The sequence below is a fragment of the Streptomyces sp. 130 genome, from assembly GCF_007096885.1.
In the GTDB taxonomy this organism is placed as follows: Bacteria; Actinomycetota; Actinomycetes; order Streptomycetales; family Streptomycetaceae; genus Streptomyces.
In genome coordinates this window covers 14,998-28,060 of record NZ_VJNO01000059.1, presented here as the reverse complement: position 1 = coordinate 28,060, position 13,063 = coordinate 14,998, and the positions used below count along the sequence as shown (strand labels likewise).

Below are 13,063 nucleotides of genomic sequence, written 5' to 3'. Positions count from 1 at the left end.
CCCCCCCCCCGGCCCCGGGCCCCCCCCCCGCCGGGCCCCCCCCGCCGGGGGCCCGGGGGGGCGCCCGCCCCCCGGGCCGGCCCGACGCCCTTGCGGCGCCGGACGGAGGCGTCGGAGTTGACGCAGACGACGAGGCAGTCGCCGGCCCGGCGGGCGGCCTGGAGGAGTTCGACGTGTCCGGCGTGCAGGAGGTCGAAGCAGCCGCCGGCCGCGACGACGGTGCCGCCCCGCTCGCGGACGCGCCGGACGAGTGCGCGGGCGTCGCCGGAGGTGCCGGCCGGCTCGGCGGGCGGGGCGTCCTGGAGCACCGCGTGGGCGCCGCCGCCGGCGACGAAGCGGGCGGCTGCCTCGACGGCCTCGCGGACGGCGAGTTCGACCAGGTCGCCGTCCGCGAGCCGGCCGGCGACCGCGACGGCGAAGCTGTCCCCGGCGCCGCAGCAGTCGCCGCTCGCCCGCCAGGGCGCGGGCACCAGCAGCGGGGGGCCGCCGCGCGCGAGCAGGGCGCCTTGTTCGCCGAGGGTCACCGCGACCGAGGCGATCCCCCACTTCTCCAGCAGGGTCCGGGCGTCCGACGACGCCCGGCGCAGGACGGCACGGTGGCCCTCGGAGCGCGCCGGGGCGGCGGGCCCCGGATCCGCCGCGAAGTGGCGCGCCTCGGCGGCGGCGGGGGTCGCGAGCCGGGTGCCGGGGACCGGGGGGCCGCCGGCCGGGTGCGGGTCCCAGACGACGGGGATCCGGGCGGCCCGCGCGGTCAGCGTCTCGCGCAGGACGTCGGCGGTGCCCCGCCCGTAGTCGGCGACGAGCACCGCCCCGGCGTCCGCGAGCACCTGTTCGGCTTCGGACGACGGGCCGGCGGCGCGCCCGTCTCCCTCGTCCAGGCGCAGCAGGGGCCGTCCGTCCGCCATGAGCCTGGTCTTGCGCGCCAGGGGCCCGTCGAGCGGGAGCTCGACCAGGCGGACCCGGTCGCGCAGCAGGCCGCGGACCGTGTGGGACGCCTCGTCGTCGCCGAGGGCGGTGACGAAGGTGATCTCGCGCCCGTCGGCGGCGGCGAGGCGGGCCGCCAGGGCGGCGCCGCCGGGGCGGTCGCGGTGCTCGGCGCCCGTGACGACGGGGACGGGCGCGTCGGGGGCGAGGCGTTCGGCGCGGCCCGAGACGTCCTGGTCGAGCAGCGAGTCGCCGACGATCACGAGGGGTGCGGGGCGCTTCACGAGGCGTCCTCCTCGGCGGGGGTGCCGGCCACCGGGCGGGCGGCGGCGCGGGCGGCGATCTCGCGGTCGAAGCTCTCGCAGATCATGTGGACGGCGACGAGGTGGAGTTCCTGCACGGTGGCCGATCCGGCGGCCTCGACGCACAGCGACTCGTCGCTGGTCGCGGACAGCGGGTTGGGCCCGGGCCCGGTGAGGGACCAGACGGGCATGCCGATGCGCATGGCCTCCTGCGCCGCCTCCAGCAGGTTGGCGCTGGCGCCGCTGGTGGACAGGAGCATGAGGATGTCGCCCCGGCGGCCGTGGGCGCAGGTCTGCCGGGCGAACACCTCGTGCACGCCGTAGTCGTTGGCGATGGCCGTGGTCGAGGAGGTGTCGGCGTGCAGCGCGATCGCCGAGTAGGCGGGGCGGTCGCCCTGGTAGCGGCCGACGAGTTCGGCGGTGAGGTGCTGGGCCTGGGCGGCGCTGCCGCCGTTGCCGGCGACGAGGAGCCGGCCGCCGTCGGACAGGACGCGGGCCAGGGTCTTGCCCCAGCGTTCGGTGACGCCGGCGGCGCGGCGGAAGGCGGGGAGGGCGCGGGCGAGGTCGTCGCAGTGCTGGCCGGGGGCGATCAGCTTCATCGTGCCACCTCCGTGGGCTGGGGGGTGCGGACGAGTTCGGCGTAGACGCGGGAGACGCCGTCGGTGACCTCGTCCCAGGTGAACCGGGCGAGCGCGTGGGTGCGGCCGGCCGCTCCGTAGCGGGCGCGCCGGCCGGGGTCGGCGAGCAGGTCGCGGATGGTGGCGGCGAGGTCGTGGCCGTCGTCGTCGGCGGGCGGCACGAGCGTGCCGGTCACGCCGTCCACGACGGTGTCCAGCTGTCCGCCGACGGCGGTGGCCACCACGGGGACGCCGCAGGCCATCGCCTCGATGGGGACGATGCCGAACGGTTCGTAGCGGGGCAGGGACAGCAGCAGGTCCGCGCTGGACATCAGATGGGGCATCAGGCCCTGCGGTACGCAGCCGAGGAGCCGGACCCGTTCGGCGACCCCGTACTCGGAGGCGACCTTGCGCAGGCGTTCGGCCTCCGGGTCGGCGAACAGGAGCGGGGCCTCCGGGCCGCCGGCGATGAGGAGTTCGGTGCCGGGGACGCCCGCCAGGGCCCTGATGGCGCGGTCGAAGCCCTTGCGGGGGACGAGCCGGCCGACGGACAGCAGCCGGTGCGGGGCGCCGGGCGGCCGGCCGGCGAGGGGCACCGGGGCGAAGTGCTCGGTGTCGACGCCGCAGGGCACGATGCTGATCCGGGAGCGCGGGATGCCCATGGCGGTCAGCTCGTTGAGCTCGTCCGCGCAGGTCGCGATGATGCGGTGGGCCTCGCGGCCGATCCGGGTCTCGATGTCGACGCGCTCGGGCGGGCTGGTGTCCTCGCCGCCCTGGTGACGCCTCTTCACCGTGCCGAGGGCGTGGTAGGTCTGCACGACGGGGACGCCGGCCTCGCGGGCTCCGGCGAGGGCGGCCAGGCCGGACATCCAGAAGTGGGCGTGGACGACGTCGGGGCGGTTGAGCCGCCAGAGCCTGGCCAGGTAGGCGCCGAAGTCCGGCATCCAGGCGAGCAGGTCGTCCTTGGGCACGGTCGTCGGCGGGCCGGCCGGTACGTGGACGACCTTCACGCCCGACTCGGTCCGCACCAGGGTCGGTTTGTCGGGCCGGTCGCGGCGGGTGTAGACGGTGACGTCGTGTCCCCTGCGGGCCAGGCATCCGGCGAGCTGGGCCACGTACACGTTCTGTCCGCCGGCGTCGGGGCCGCCGAGTTCGGCGAGCGGGCTGGCGTGCTCGGACACCAGGGCGATCCGGACGGGTCGCGGCATGGGCTGCGTCATCGCGTGACCTCTTTCATGAGTCGGTCCCAGTCGTCCAGGAAGCGCTGGACCCCGTACCTGGCCCGGGCCGCTTCCCGGGCCAGGCGGCCGGTGTGCTCGGCGTGGGCGTGGTCGGCGGCGAAGTGGCGCAGGGCGTCGGTGAGCACCTCGGGCCGGTTGGAGACGACTCCGGCGCCGGGCGGCACCGCTTCGCGCACTTCCGTGGTGCCGAGGGCGACCACGGGCATGCCGAGGAACATGGCTTCCAGCAGGGAGAGGCCGAGCGAGGTCCACCGCACCGGGTGCAGGTAGACCCGGCGGTGGGCCATGGCCCGGTGGAGTTCGTCCTGCGGGAGGTCGAAGGTGCGGCACTGGGCCCCGGTGAGCCCCAGGTGGGCCGCGAGGCCCTGCGTGCGCATGCCGAAGACGTCCAGGGGGACGGCGGCGGCGAAGGCGGGCAGCAGGTCGGTGCCGGTGGTGCGGGCGCGCCGCACGGGCTCGTTGACGACGACGGCGGCCCGGGGCTCGGTGCCCGTCCACTGGGGTCCCGGGTCGATGATGCCGTGCTCGATGACGGCGGTGGGGGCCCGGCCGTTGTCCCACATGAGGCGGTTGAAGTGGGTGACGTGGACGACGGGGATGTCGGACCGGTCGGCGAGTGTGTGCCGGGTGTCCACGGGCGTCTCGTGCGGGCTGTTGTGCTCGACGTACACGGCGGGCACGTCCCGGCCGGGGCGTCTGCCGGTCCACTCGTGGGCGAGCTCGATCTCGTGCGGGCGTTGCAGGACGACGAGGTCGACGGGGGCGTCGCGGAGTTCGGCGGGGGTGCGCTCCCGGACGGACGCGGGCCAGTCCCAGGTGCGGGCGCGGCCGAGGCCGTCCGGCCCCCGGTCGGGGGTGACCGGCACCAGGTAGGTGTGCGGGCCCTGGACGAAGGAGGTCAGCCACGAACCGTGGACGTGCCAGATGAGGATGTTCACGCTCTCTCCTTCCGGAGCTTGTGCACCGCGCTCACCACGTCGTGCGCGGTCACGCCGTCGAGGCAGGGGTGGCCCGGCACCGGACAGTGCAGGGCCCTGGTGTCGGCGCAGGGGGCGCGCTGGTCGCCGAGGAGTACGAAGGGCACTCCGTACGGCGCCCATCGCGAGGCCGGCACGACGGGCGCGAAGAGCGAGACGACCGGGGTGCCGACGGCGGCGGCGAGGTGGGCGGGTCCGGTGTTGCCGCTGACCAGGGCGTCGGCGTGGCGCAGCACCCCGGCGAGGGTCCGGGGGCTGGTACGCCCGCCGAGGTCCACGGCCACGTCGCCGCTGACGAGGCGGGTGAGGCCGGTCTCGGCCGGTCCGCCGGTGACGACGACGCGGTGCCCGGCGTCGGCCAGCTCCTGGACGGCCTCGGCGTGCCTGCCGGGGTCCCAGGCCCTGGCGGGGGCGCTGGCGCCGGGGTGGACGACGACGTAGGGGCCGTTTCCGGTGAGCGCCGCGGTGTCGGGGGGCGGCAGGACGCGCAGCCGGCCGGCGTCGCCGGCGGGGAGCGTGAAGCCCATGGCGACGGCGAGGTCGAGGGCGGCCTCGGCCTCGTGCCGGCCGGGGAGCCGCTGGTGGCGCAGGTCGAGCAGGCGGCCGGGGTGGTCGACGCTGTCGGCGCCGATCCGGGCGACCCCGGCCATGCGCAGCAGCAGTGCCGTCGGCAGCGGGCTCTGGTGGAACGACGTCAGCACCAGTGCGGTGTCGTACCGGCCTTCGCGCAGGGTGGTGAGCAGGCCGGGGACGTCCGCCTCGGCCACGGGCGGCGGGTCGGTGCCCTCCCAGGGCGCCTGCCAGACGACGACCTCGTCCACGCCGGGGAGCAGCCGCGCGGCGGGTTCGCCCAGCGGCCCGCAGACCATGGTGACGTGGGTGGCGTGGGCGGCGACCGCCCGGACGGCGGGCCCGGCGAGCAGGACGTCGCCGAAGCTGTCGAGTCGTACGACGAGGGCCCTCATGCGGTCCGCCCCCTCACGTGGGCGGCCGTCCCGGAGGGGTGCGGGCGGGCGAGGAGCCTGCGGACGGCGGTGAGGAGGTCGGGCGCGGGGTCGGCCTCCGCCCCGGTCTCCTCGGGCCGGGTCTGCGCGTTCGGTACGAGGATGCCTTCGGCGCCGGCGGCGCGGGCGGCGAGCACGTCCGCCGCGATGTCGCCGATGACGGCGCAGTCGCCGGGGCGGACGCCGAGCCGCGCGGCGGCCTCGATGACCAGGCCGGGCCGGGGCTTGCGGCAGGGGCAGCCCTCGTCGGGGCGGTGCGGGCAGTAGACCCAGACGTCGAAGGGACCGGTCAGTTCGTCCACGCGGGCGTTGACCCGGCGGACGTCCCGGTGGGTGAGCAGTCCGCGTCCGATGCCGGACTGGTTGCTGACGACGCCGGTGCGCAGGCCGGCCTCGCGCAGCAGCCGTACGGCGTCGGCGGCCCCGGCCACGGGCCTGACCAGGTCCGGGTCGCCGTTGTACGGGACGTCGTGGACGAGGGTGCCGTCCCGGTCGAAGAGCACGGCGGCCGGCCGGGTGAGCGGCGGCCCGTCGGGCGGGGCGGTGCGGCAGGGCTGGGAGCTCATCCGGTGCCTCCCCAGGCGGCGGCCCGGCGGTGGCGTATGCCGCCCAGGCCCCGGTGCAGTACGGCCAGCGGCGGGATCACCACACTGGTGGCGAGCATGGTGGCGACCTCGCCGGCGGTCCTGGGCCCCGGCGCGATGCGGGCCCAGGCGAACTCGGCGGTCCCGGCGGCCCACAGCGCGCCCGCGACCGCCGCCGCCCGGCGCCGTCCGGACAGGGCCAGCGCGGCGGCGGCCAGTCCGGCGGCGGTGACGGCCAGGTGGCCGGGCAGCCGGCCCCGGGGGGCACCGGCCCTGGTCCACCAGTCCGGTCCGTGGAGGCGGTTCATCAGGGCGTCGTCCGCGTTGCCGCGCTGGGTGCGCACGGAGACCCAGCGGTCGGCGGGGCGGACGGGGTGCAGGGTGGAGCGGGTGCCCCGGGCCAGCGTCCAGCCGCCGCCGATCAGGCGCAGGGCGAGGTCGGCGTCCTCCCGGAAGGCGCGCGGGAAGCGCTCGTCGAACCCGCCGGCCCGGCGCACGGTCTCCGTGCGGTAGGCCATGTCGGCGGTGGCCCAGGCGGCGTCCTCCAGGCCGGCCGTGCAGCGCTCCCAGTCGGTGGGCCTGCGGTCGTCGGGCAGCGGGACGGTCAGCCGGCCCTGCACCCCGGCCGTGCCGGGCCCGGCCTGGCCGAGGTCGTGGGCGAGCAGCGCTCCCCAGCCGGGGCGCACCTGGACGTCGTCGTCCAGGAAGACCACCCAGGGCGTGGCGACCTCGCGCAGCCCGGCGTTGCGGGCCGCCGCCGGGCCCCGGCCGCCCGTGGTCAGGACCGTGACGCGATCCGCGAGCGGCCCGGCCGGGGTGAGGTCGAGCGGGGTGTCCGGGGCGGGGCGGTCGTCCACGAGGAAGATCTCGCGCGGCGGGGGGACGGCTGCCCCGGCGAGGGCGGCGAGGCAGGCACCGAGGCAGGGGCGGCCGATGGTGGGGACGACCACGGAGTAGGGGTCGGCGCCAGGCGCGTCCCGGGACCCGTCCGGCGCGGCGGTCGTCGCGCGCCGTTCCGCGTCTTCGGCGGTCATGTGAACGCCTTCGAACGGCGGACGATGAAGGGCCCGATGGCCAGCAGGTCGACGGGCGCGGACCCGAAGCACTCCAGCGCCTCGCGCGGGTGGTCGACCATGGGCCGGCCGGCGGTGTTGAGGCTGGTGTTCACGACGACCGGGAGCCCGGTGCGGGCCTCGAACGCCGTGAGCATCCGGGCGACCAGCGGTTCCGAGGCCGCGTCCACGGTCTGGATGCGCGCGGTGCCGTCCACGTGGACGACGGCGGGGATGCGGGATTTCCACTCTTCGGCGACCTCGTGCACGAAGAGCATGTACGGGCTGGGCATCGGCCCGTCGAAGAGCTCGGCGGCCCGTTCGGCCAGCACCATGGGGGCCACCGGGCGGAACTCCTCGCGCCCCTTGACCGCGTTCAGCCGTTCCAGGTTCTCGGCGCGCCCGGGGTGGGCGAGCAGGGAGCGGTGGCCGAGCGCCCGGGGGCCGAACTCGCTGCGCCCCTGGAACCAGGCGACGACACCGTCCTGCGCCAGCTCCTCGGCGACGGCCGCGGCGACGTCCTCGGGCTCCTCGAAGGGCAGCGCGGCCGTTTCGAGCATGCGGCGCAGTTCGTCGTCGCTCCAGCCCCGGCCGAGGGCGGCGGTGGTCATCGGGGTGACCGGGCCGTGCTCGGCGGAGACGTGGAGGGCGGCGCCCAGTGAGGTGCCGGCGTCACCGGCGGCGGGCTGCACCCAGACCTCGTCGAAGGGTCCCTCGCGGTGGATGCGGGCGTTGGCGACGCAGTTGAGGGCGACGCCGCCGGCGAGCGCGAGGCGGGTGGCGCCGGTGCGTTCGTGGAGCCAGGAGGCCAGGTGGAGGACGGTCTCCTCCAGACACCGCTGGGCGCTGGCCGCGAGGTCCGCGTGCTGCTCGGTGTACGGGCCGCCCGGCCGGCGCGCCGGTGCGAACTCGCTCCACGGCACGCCGGAGGCGCGGAAGCCGCCGCCGCCGGTGTGGTGGACGTACTCGGCGAGCCGCTGCGCGAACACCGGCTTCCCGTAGGAGGCGAGGGCCATCACCTTGAACTCGTCGCTGCTGCGCAGGAATCCGAGGTGCTCGGTCAGCTCCTCGTAGAACAGGCCGAGTGATTCGGGCAGCGGCTGGGTGCTGAGGATCTCCAGGGCGCCGCCCCGGTAGTGGCCGGCCAGCTGCGAGGCGCACTCGCCGCGCCCGTCGAGGACGAGGACCGCGCGGTCGCCCGGCGGGGCGGCGAGCCCGGCGGAGGCGGCGTGCGCGACGTGGTGGGGGACGAAGCGGACCTTGTCCGGGTCGAGGCCGGGCAGGGCCTCGGCGAGGAATTCGGGGGCCTTGCGGGCGTAGGTCTGGCGCAGCTCGTCCCAGGGGTCGTGGAGCCCCATCTGCTCGGCGGGGCGGGCCAGTCGGGGGTCGTACGAGTAGGCGACCGCGTCCAGGTCGGCGGGTTCCAGGCCGGCGTTCTCCAGGCACCACCGGGCGGAGAGTTCGGGGAGTTCCCAGGCGGAGAACGGCACGGGGCGCTTGCCGTGCTTGCGCCGGCTGAAGCGTTCCTCCTCGGCGGCGGCGACGGTCTGCCCGTCGATGACCAGAGCTGCCGAAGGGTCGTGGAAGAGGGCGTTGATTCCGAGCACGCGCATGCGCTGGGCTCCTTCAGAGTTCGCGGGCCGGGAACGCGGCGGGGGAATCGTCCGGCGCACCGGAGAGCGAGGCGAAGAACGCGATGGTGCGTTCCAGTCCTTCCTCCCAGGAGACGCGGGGTTCCCAGCCGAACATCTCCCGCACCAGGGTGGTGTCGGGACGCCGCCGCTCGGGGTCGTCCACGGGCCGGTCGATGTAGTCGATCCGGCTGGCGGAGCTGGTCAGTTTGACGATCCGGCGGGCGATCTCCCGTACGGTCGTCTCGTCGCTGCCGCCGATGTTCACCGGCCGCACGGATTTGCTCGCGGCGACGCTCAGCACCCCGTCGATGGTGTCGTCCACATAGCACAGGGACCTGGTCTGGCTTCCGTCCCCGGCGACGGTGAGCGGTTCTCCGGCGAGCGCCTGGCTGATGAAGGTCGGCACGGCCCGGCCGTCGTGGGCGCGCATGCGGGGGCCGTAGGTATTGAAGAGCCGCACGATTCCCGCATTCGTGCCCTTCGCGGCGGCGTGCGCGGTCACCAGCGCCTCGGAGAACCGCTTCGACTCGTCGTACACGCTGCGCGGTCCCACGGGGTTCACGTTGCCCCAGTAGTCCTCGCGCTGCGGGTGCACCAGCGGGTCGCCGTAGACCTCGGAGGTGGAGGCGAGCAGCAGGCGCGCCCCGTCCCGGGCGGCGATGCCGAGCATGTTGCGCGTGCCGAGGCTGCCGACGTCCAGCGTCTCCAGCGGCATGCGCAGGTAGTCGGCGGGCGAGGCGGGGCAGGCGAAATGCAGGACGAGGTCGTAGGGCCCGCTCAATTCCCGTACGCAGGACGGGTCGGAGATGTCGAGGCGGAGAAACCGGAAACCTTTCTCGCCGGCGAGGTGCGCGATGTTCCGCAGTGATCCGGAGGCCAGGTTGTCGGCGCAGTCGACCGTCACTCCCCCGGCCAGCAGGCGGTCGCACAAATGCGAGCCGAGAAAACCGGCACCGCCTGTCACCAGGGCGTTCCGCCAGGGAAACCGATCGGATTCCAAGGACACCATGTATCCCATCTCCTTTCAGAGATACGGGAGTTCCTGAACGCACGGGCTTCGACCGCTGTGCGCGGTCGTCCGTCCCGGCGGCACCGAGCCGCGTTCCCGCCATTCGCTTCTCCCTCATGGATCCTGCCGGAGTAAGCCGTCCGCGCATCTTCGGGACTACCGTTGGAATGAATCCGGGAACAGGAGGAGATCATGGGGCAGAGCCTGGACGGCGTTCTCGATCGGCTCCTGCGTCCGCGCAGTGCGACGGGGCGTGTGCTGGTCACCGGGTGGTTCAGCTTCCCGGACGGCGAGGTGACCGCCGGTGACTTTCTCGCGGAGCGGGCGGTCCGCGAGGCGCTGGGCCGTTTGGGTGTCCCGCACGACTCCGCCTGGAGCCCGCACTTCGCCCCCGGGGCCCTGACCCTGGAGGCCGCGCACCCCGGCCGGTACGAGCAGGTGCTCTTCGTCTGCGGTCCGGTGCACGGGGAGCAGCTCACCCGGCTGCACGAGCGCTATGCCTCGTGCCGGCGGACCGCCGTCGGGGTGAGCGTGGTGGACGAGGAATCCGCGGCGGTGCGCGGGTTCGAGCGGATCGTGGCCCGCGACCGCGACGGGGAGGGCCTCCTGCCCGACCTGGCGCTCTCCGCGCGCACCCGGCCGGACGCGCCCGTGGTGGGGGTCGCCCTCACGCACGGCCAGGGCGAGTACGCGCGGCGGCGCGAGCACGACCGGGTGGCCGAGGCGCTGTACGCCTGGCTGCCCACCAAGGACTGCGCGCCGGTCGAGGCGGAGACCCGGCTGGCCCGCGGCGACTGGCGGCTGTGCCGGACCGGCGACCAGTTCCTCTCCCTGCTCGGCCGTCTCGACCTCGTGGTCACGGACCGCCTGCACGGGATGGTCCTGGCGCTGAGCATGGGCGTACCGGCCCTGGTGGTGGACCCGGTACGCGGCGGGGCCAAGGTGTCCGCGCAGGCGAGGGTGGTGCGGTGGCCCGCGGTGATCCCGGCCGAAACGCTGTCCGCGCGGGCGCTCGACTCGTGGTGGACGTGGTGCCTGTCCCCCGCCGGCAGGGCGGCCGCCGAGCGCCGGCGCTCGCTGCTGCGCCGAGGGCCGGCTACCGGCCGCGGCGCTGCCGTACCGGGCCGAGTTTCGCGGTGAGCGTCGCGAGGAAGACCGGGAGTTTGTCGACCATCGCCCTGGGGACCGGTGTGGACTGGACGGTGCCCTTGGCCACGTCCTCCACGACGAGGGTGTAGGTGCCGTTCTCCTCGATGAGTTCGGCGGCGAACAGCAGGGTCTGCGTGGAGGTCTCCATCAGTGCTCCCGCGACGGCTCGTTGAGCCACGCCGACCACATCTCGGTGGCCTGCCGCTCGTCGGCGTCCTCGGCGAACAGGTGGTGGCCGAGCCAGATCGGTACGTTCCAGGAGCTGCCGTTGAAGAACCGGTAGAGCGCGTCCGGGCCGCGCAGGCCGACGAAGTCGGTGCTGAGCCAGTCGACGGTCACCTCCACCGGCTCGGGGGCCAGGAGGGTGAACCGGTCGCCGACGGCCGCGTCGTCGGCGAGGCCGAGTCGGCGGCGCAGGGCGGCGAAGTCGGCCGGGTCGGCGGTCGGTTCGGGGCGGTGGGCCCGTACGTACACGGCGGGGCGGCCGGCGAAGTGGCGGAGGTACTCCGTCAACGCGTGCTGGTGGAAGTCGACGTACTTCTCCGCCACGTCCGTCTTGGCGTCCCAGTTCCAGGCATCGTCCACGACGCCCGTGTGCACCCAGTGGATGCCCATGCGCAGGTGGCTCGTGCCGTCGTCGGCCGGCTCCACCCGGTAGCTGAGCGTGTTGGAGAACCCGCCGTCCTGGGTGGCCCGCAGCGCGAGGTGGTGCGGCGGCTCCCAGGCCACGACGGTGGCGTCGCCCCGGGTGACCTTTCCGCCGACGCGCGGTTCGATCTCCATCGGGTAGAGCCAGCCGAGGTTCCCGGCGGCGGTGGCGACCGCGTTCCACACCTGCTCGGGTGCGACGGGCAGGTCCTGCTGCCTGCGGACCCGGAATTCTCTAGCCATGGTCGGTACTGCTCCTTCGTCGTCTTGCACGGTCAGTAGGTGAGGGGGAGGGCGGTCAGCCTTCGTTGCAGCGGATTGGGCCGCCACTCCAGCTCCGCTCCCCCGGCCGGCCGCAGGCCCGGCAGCCGGCGTACCAGCGTGCCGATCGCCACCTCCGTCTGGAGCCGGGCGAGCGGGCCGCCGAGACAGAAGTGGGGGCCGTGGCCGAAGCTGAGGTGGCGGTTCCCGGTCCGGGTCAGGTCGAGCCGGTCGGGGTCGTCGAAGCGTTCGGGGTCCCGGTTGGTCGCACCGAGGAAGAGGTACACCAACTCGCCCTCGCGCAGGGTTTGTCCGCCGATCTCCAGGTCCTCGGCGACGACCCGGACGATGGCCTGGGTCACCGTGTCGTAGCGGGCCAGCTCCTCGACGGCGCCGCGCATGAGCCCGGGGTCCTCGCGGAGCCGGGCCAGCTGGTCCGGGTGGCGCAGCAGGGCGAGCACACCGTTGGTGATGAGGTGCGTGGTGGTCTCGTCGCCCGCGGTGATGAGGACGAAGCAGGTGGAGAGCAGTTCGGAGTCGGTGAGCCGGTCGTCCTGCGTCTGGGTGGCGACCAGGGCGCTGATGAGGTCGTCTCCGGGTGCGCGCCGGCGCTGCCGGATGAGCCCGGACAGGTAGTCCTCGTACTGGTCGATGGCCTTCTCGGACTCGGCGATGTCCTCGCTGAGCCGGTCGAAGCGGCGGAACCAGTCCTTGACCCGGGGCCGGTCCTCCTCGGGGATGCCGAAGAGCTCGCAGACGACGGACATGGGCAGCGGGGAGGCGAACGCCTCGATCAGCTCCATCTCCGGGCCGGCGGCGACCGCCGCGTCGATGAGCCGGTCCACGAGGTGCTGGACGCGGTCGCGCAGGGCCTCGACCCGGCGGGCGGTGAACGCCCGGTTGGCGAGCTTGCGCAGCCGGGCGTGGTCCGGCGGGTCGGTGTTGCTCATCACCCGGCCGAGCCGGTCGGTGAGCCGGCTGAACTCCTTGAGGTCGCCGCCGAGGGCGCTGTAGGCCCGGGTCATCCTGTCCCGGTCGTTGGACAGCCGCAGGTCGCCCAGCGCCGCCTCCACGTCGGCGTACCGGGTGAGGTACCAGACGCCCTGGGGGCTGCGGTGGACCGGGTCCTCACGCCGCATGCGGGCGTAGAGCGGGTAGGGGTCGCGCCGGGCCTGAGGGGTGAGCAGGGCGGCGCCGAGGTCTCGGACCGGGGCGGGGGCCCCCGGGGGGGGGGGCCCCCGCCGGGGGGGGGGGGGGGGGGGGGGGGGGGCGGGGGCGGGGGGGGGGGCCGGGGGGGGGGGGGGGGGGGGGGGGGGGGTGGGGGGGGGGGGGGGGGGGGGGGGGGGGGGGGGGCGCGGGGGGGGCGGGGGGGGGGGGCGGGGGGGGGGGCGGGGGGGGGCGCGCCCCCCGGCCGGGGTTTCGGTGGTGGTCATGTCGGCCGCGTTACCGCTGGGCGTCCATCGCGTCGGCGAGGCTCTTGGGCCGCATGTCGGTCCAGTTCCGCTCGATGTGCTCCAGGCAGGCGGCGTGGGTGCCGGGGCCGTGGACGACGGTCCAGCCGGCCGGGACGTCGGCGAACTCGGGCCAGAGCGAGTGCTGGTTCTCGTCGTTGACGAGGACGAGGAAGGTGCCGTCCTGGTCGTCGAAGGGGTTGGTCATGG

At 75.3% G+C, this 13,063-nt stretch carries 14 protein-coding genes; 1 reads left to right on the top strand and 13 read right to left on the bottom strand.

Going from position 1 to position 13,063, the window contains the following annotated elements:
* The 9 genes from FKN01_RS30690 to FKN01_RS30650 form a co-directional block, all read right to left on the bottom strand.
* A partial coding sequence (locus FKN01_RS30690; protein WP_143625929.1) for a PfkB family carbohydrate kinase occupies window positions 1-1,208 on the bottom strand: 1,208 nt, incomplete at its 3' end.
* On the bottom strand, window positions 1,205-1,825 hold the full coding sequence (locus FKN01_RS30685; protein WP_143625928.1) for an SIS domain-containing protein: 621 nt from the start codon (window positions 1,823-1,825) through the stop codon (window positions 1,205-1,207). The genes FKN01_RS30685 and FKN01_RS30690, both read right to left, overlap by 4 nt.
* The gene (locus FKN01_RS30680) at window positions 1,822-3,063 is read right to left on the bottom strand and encodes a glycosyltransferase (protein WP_143625927.1); all 1,242 of its coding nucleotides are present in this window, start codon (window positions 3,061-3,063) and stop codon (window positions 1,822-1,824) included. Before FKN01_RS30680 ends, FKN01_RS30685 begins: the two co-directional genes overlap by 4 nt.
* Window positions 3,060-4,022, bottom strand: coding sequence for a glycosyltransferase (locus FKN01_RS30675; protein ID WP_143625926.1), 963 nt, complete (start codon window positions 4,020-4,022; stop codon window positions 3,060-3,062). Before FKN01_RS30675 ends, FKN01_RS30680 begins: the two co-directional genes overlap by 4 nt.
* Window positions 4,019-5,026 (bottom strand): glycosyltransferase family 9 protein, encoded by a 1,008-nt coding sequence (locus FKN01_RS30670; protein WP_143625925.1) that lies wholly within the window; start codon window positions 5,024-5,026, stop codon window positions 4,019-4,021. The genes FKN01_RS30675 and FKN01_RS30670 overlap by 4 nt, the downstream gene beginning before the upstream one ends.
* Window positions 5,023-5,631: an HAD-IIIA family hydrolase gene (locus tag FKN01_RS30665; protein ID WP_143625924.1), complete on the bottom strand. Its 609-nt coding sequence runs from the start codon at window positions 5,629-5,631 to the stop codon at window positions 5,023-5,025. The genes FKN01_RS30670 and FKN01_RS30665 overlap by 4 nt, the downstream gene beginning before the upstream one ends.
* Window positions 5,628-6,683: a glycosyltransferase family 2 protein gene (locus FKN01_RS30660; protein ID WP_143625923.1), complete on the bottom strand. Its 1,056-nt coding sequence runs from the start codon at window positions 6,681-6,683 to the stop codon at window positions 5,628-5,630. Before FKN01_RS30660 ends, FKN01_RS30665 begins: the two co-directional genes overlap by 4 nt.
* Window positions 6,680-8,314, bottom strand: coding sequence for a carbamoyltransferase C-terminal domain-containing protein (locus FKN01_RS30655; RefSeq protein WP_143625922.1), 1,635 nt, complete (start codon window positions 8,312-8,314; stop codon window positions 6,680-6,682). Before FKN01_RS30655 ends, FKN01_RS30660 begins: the two co-directional genes overlap by 4 nt.
* A 13-nt stretch (window positions 8,315-8,327) precedes the next feature.
* Window positions 8,328-9,344, bottom strand: a complete 1,017-nt coding sequence (locus tag FKN01_RS30650; RefSeq protein ID WP_143625921.1) for an NAD-dependent epimerase/dehydratase family protein — start codon at window positions 9,342-9,344, stop codon at window positions 8,328-8,330.
* 192 nt (window positions 9,345-9,536) lie between these two features.
* Between FKN01_RS30650 and FKN01_RS30645 the strand changes: the two genes are divergently transcribed.
* Window positions 9,537-10,484, top strand: a complete 948-nt coding sequence (locus tag FKN01_RS30645) for a polysaccharide pyruvyl transferase family protein (RefSeq protein ID WP_143625920.1) — start codon at window positions 9,537-9,539, stop codon at window positions 10,482-10,484.
* Here FKN01_RS30645 and FKN01_RS30640 read toward each other — a convergent pair.
* The 4 genes from FKN01_RS30640 to FKN01_RS30620 all read right to left on the bottom strand — a co-directional run bounded on the left by FKN01_RS30640 (window position 10,441) and on the right by FKN01_RS30620 (window position 13,061).
* A complete protein-coding gene (locus FKN01_RS30640) occupies window positions 10,441-10,641 on the bottom strand; it encodes a hypothetical protein (protein WP_143625919.1) in 201 nt (66 codons plus the stop codon). The two genes, FKN01_RS30645 and FKN01_RS30640, sit on opposite strands and share 44 nt — an antisense overlap.
* Window positions 10,641-11,384, bottom strand: a complete 744-nt coding sequence (locus FKN01_RS30635) for an SRPBCC domain-containing protein (RefSeq protein WP_143625918.1) — start codon at window positions 11,382-11,384, stop codon at window positions 10,641-10,643. The genes FKN01_RS30640 and FKN01_RS30635 overlap by 1 nt, the downstream gene beginning before the upstream one ends.
* A 32-nt stretch (window positions 11,385-11,416) precedes the next feature.
* Window positions 11,417-12,541, bottom strand: a complete 1,125-nt coding sequence (locus FKN01_RS30630) for a cytochrome P450 (RefSeq protein ID WP_260697084.1) — start codon at window positions 12,539-12,541, stop codon at window positions 11,417-11,419.
* A 304-nt stretch (window positions 12,542-12,845) separates the two neighbouring features.
* Complete coding sequence (locus FKN01_RS30620; protein WP_143625917.1) at window positions 12,846-13,061, bottom strand: MbtH family protein; 216 nt, start codon at window positions 13,059-13,061, stop codon at window positions 12,846-12,848.
* Between the last annotated feature and the right edge of the window lie 2 nt (window positions 13,062-13,063).

Bases quoted from the DNA above. Each gene is read 5' to 3' on its own strand.
- FKN01_RS30685 (WP_143625928.1), bottom strand. From the start codon at position 1,825: ATGAAGCTGATCGCCCCCGGCCAGCACTGCGACGACCTCGCCCGCGCC.
- FKN01_RS30680 (WP_143625927.1), bottom strand. From the start codon at position 3,063: ATGACGCAGCCCATGCCGCGACCCGTCCGGATCGCCCTGGTGTCCGAG.
- FKN01_RS30670 (WP_143625925.1), bottom strand. From the start codon at position 5,026: ATGAGGGCCCTCGTCGTACGACTCGACAGCTTCGGCGACGTCCTGCTC.
- FKN01_RS30665 (WP_143625924.1), bottom strand. From the start codon at position 5,631: ATGAGCTCCCAGCCCTGCCGCACCGCCCCGCCCGACGGGCCGCCGCTC.
- FKN01_RS30660 (WP_143625923.1), bottom strand. From the start codon at position 6,683: ATGACCGCCGAAGACGCGGAACGGCGCGCGACGACCGCCGCGCCGGAC.
- FKN01_RS30655 (WP_143625922.1), bottom strand. From the start codon at position 8,314: ATGCGCGTGCTCGGAATCAACGCCCTCTTCCACGACCCTTCGGCAGCT.
- FKN01_RS30650 (WP_143625921.1), bottom strand. From the start codon at position 9,344: ATGGTGTCCTTGGAATCCGATCGGTTTCCCTGGCGGAACGCCCTGGTG.
- FKN01_RS30645 (WP_143625920.1), top strand. From the start codon at position 9,537: ATGGGGCAGAGCCTGGACGGCGTTCTCGATCGGCTCCTGCGTCCGCGC.
- FKN01_RS30640 (WP_143625919.1), bottom strand. From the start codon at position 10,641: ATGGAGACCTCCACGCAGACCCTGCTGTTCGCCGCCGAACTCATCGAG.
- FKN01_RS30635 (WP_143625918.1), bottom strand. From the start codon at position 11,384: ATGGCTAGAGAATTCCGGGTCCGCAGGCAGCAGGACCTGCCCGTCGCA.
- FKN01_RS30630 (WP_260697084.1), bottom strand. From the start codon at position 12,541: ATGCGGCGTGAGGACCCGGTCCACCGCAGCCCCCAGGGCGTCTGGTAC.
- FKN01_RS30620 (WP_143625917.1), bottom strand. From the start codon at position 13,061: ATGACCAACCCCTTCGACGACCAGGACGGCACCTTCCTCGTCCTCGTC.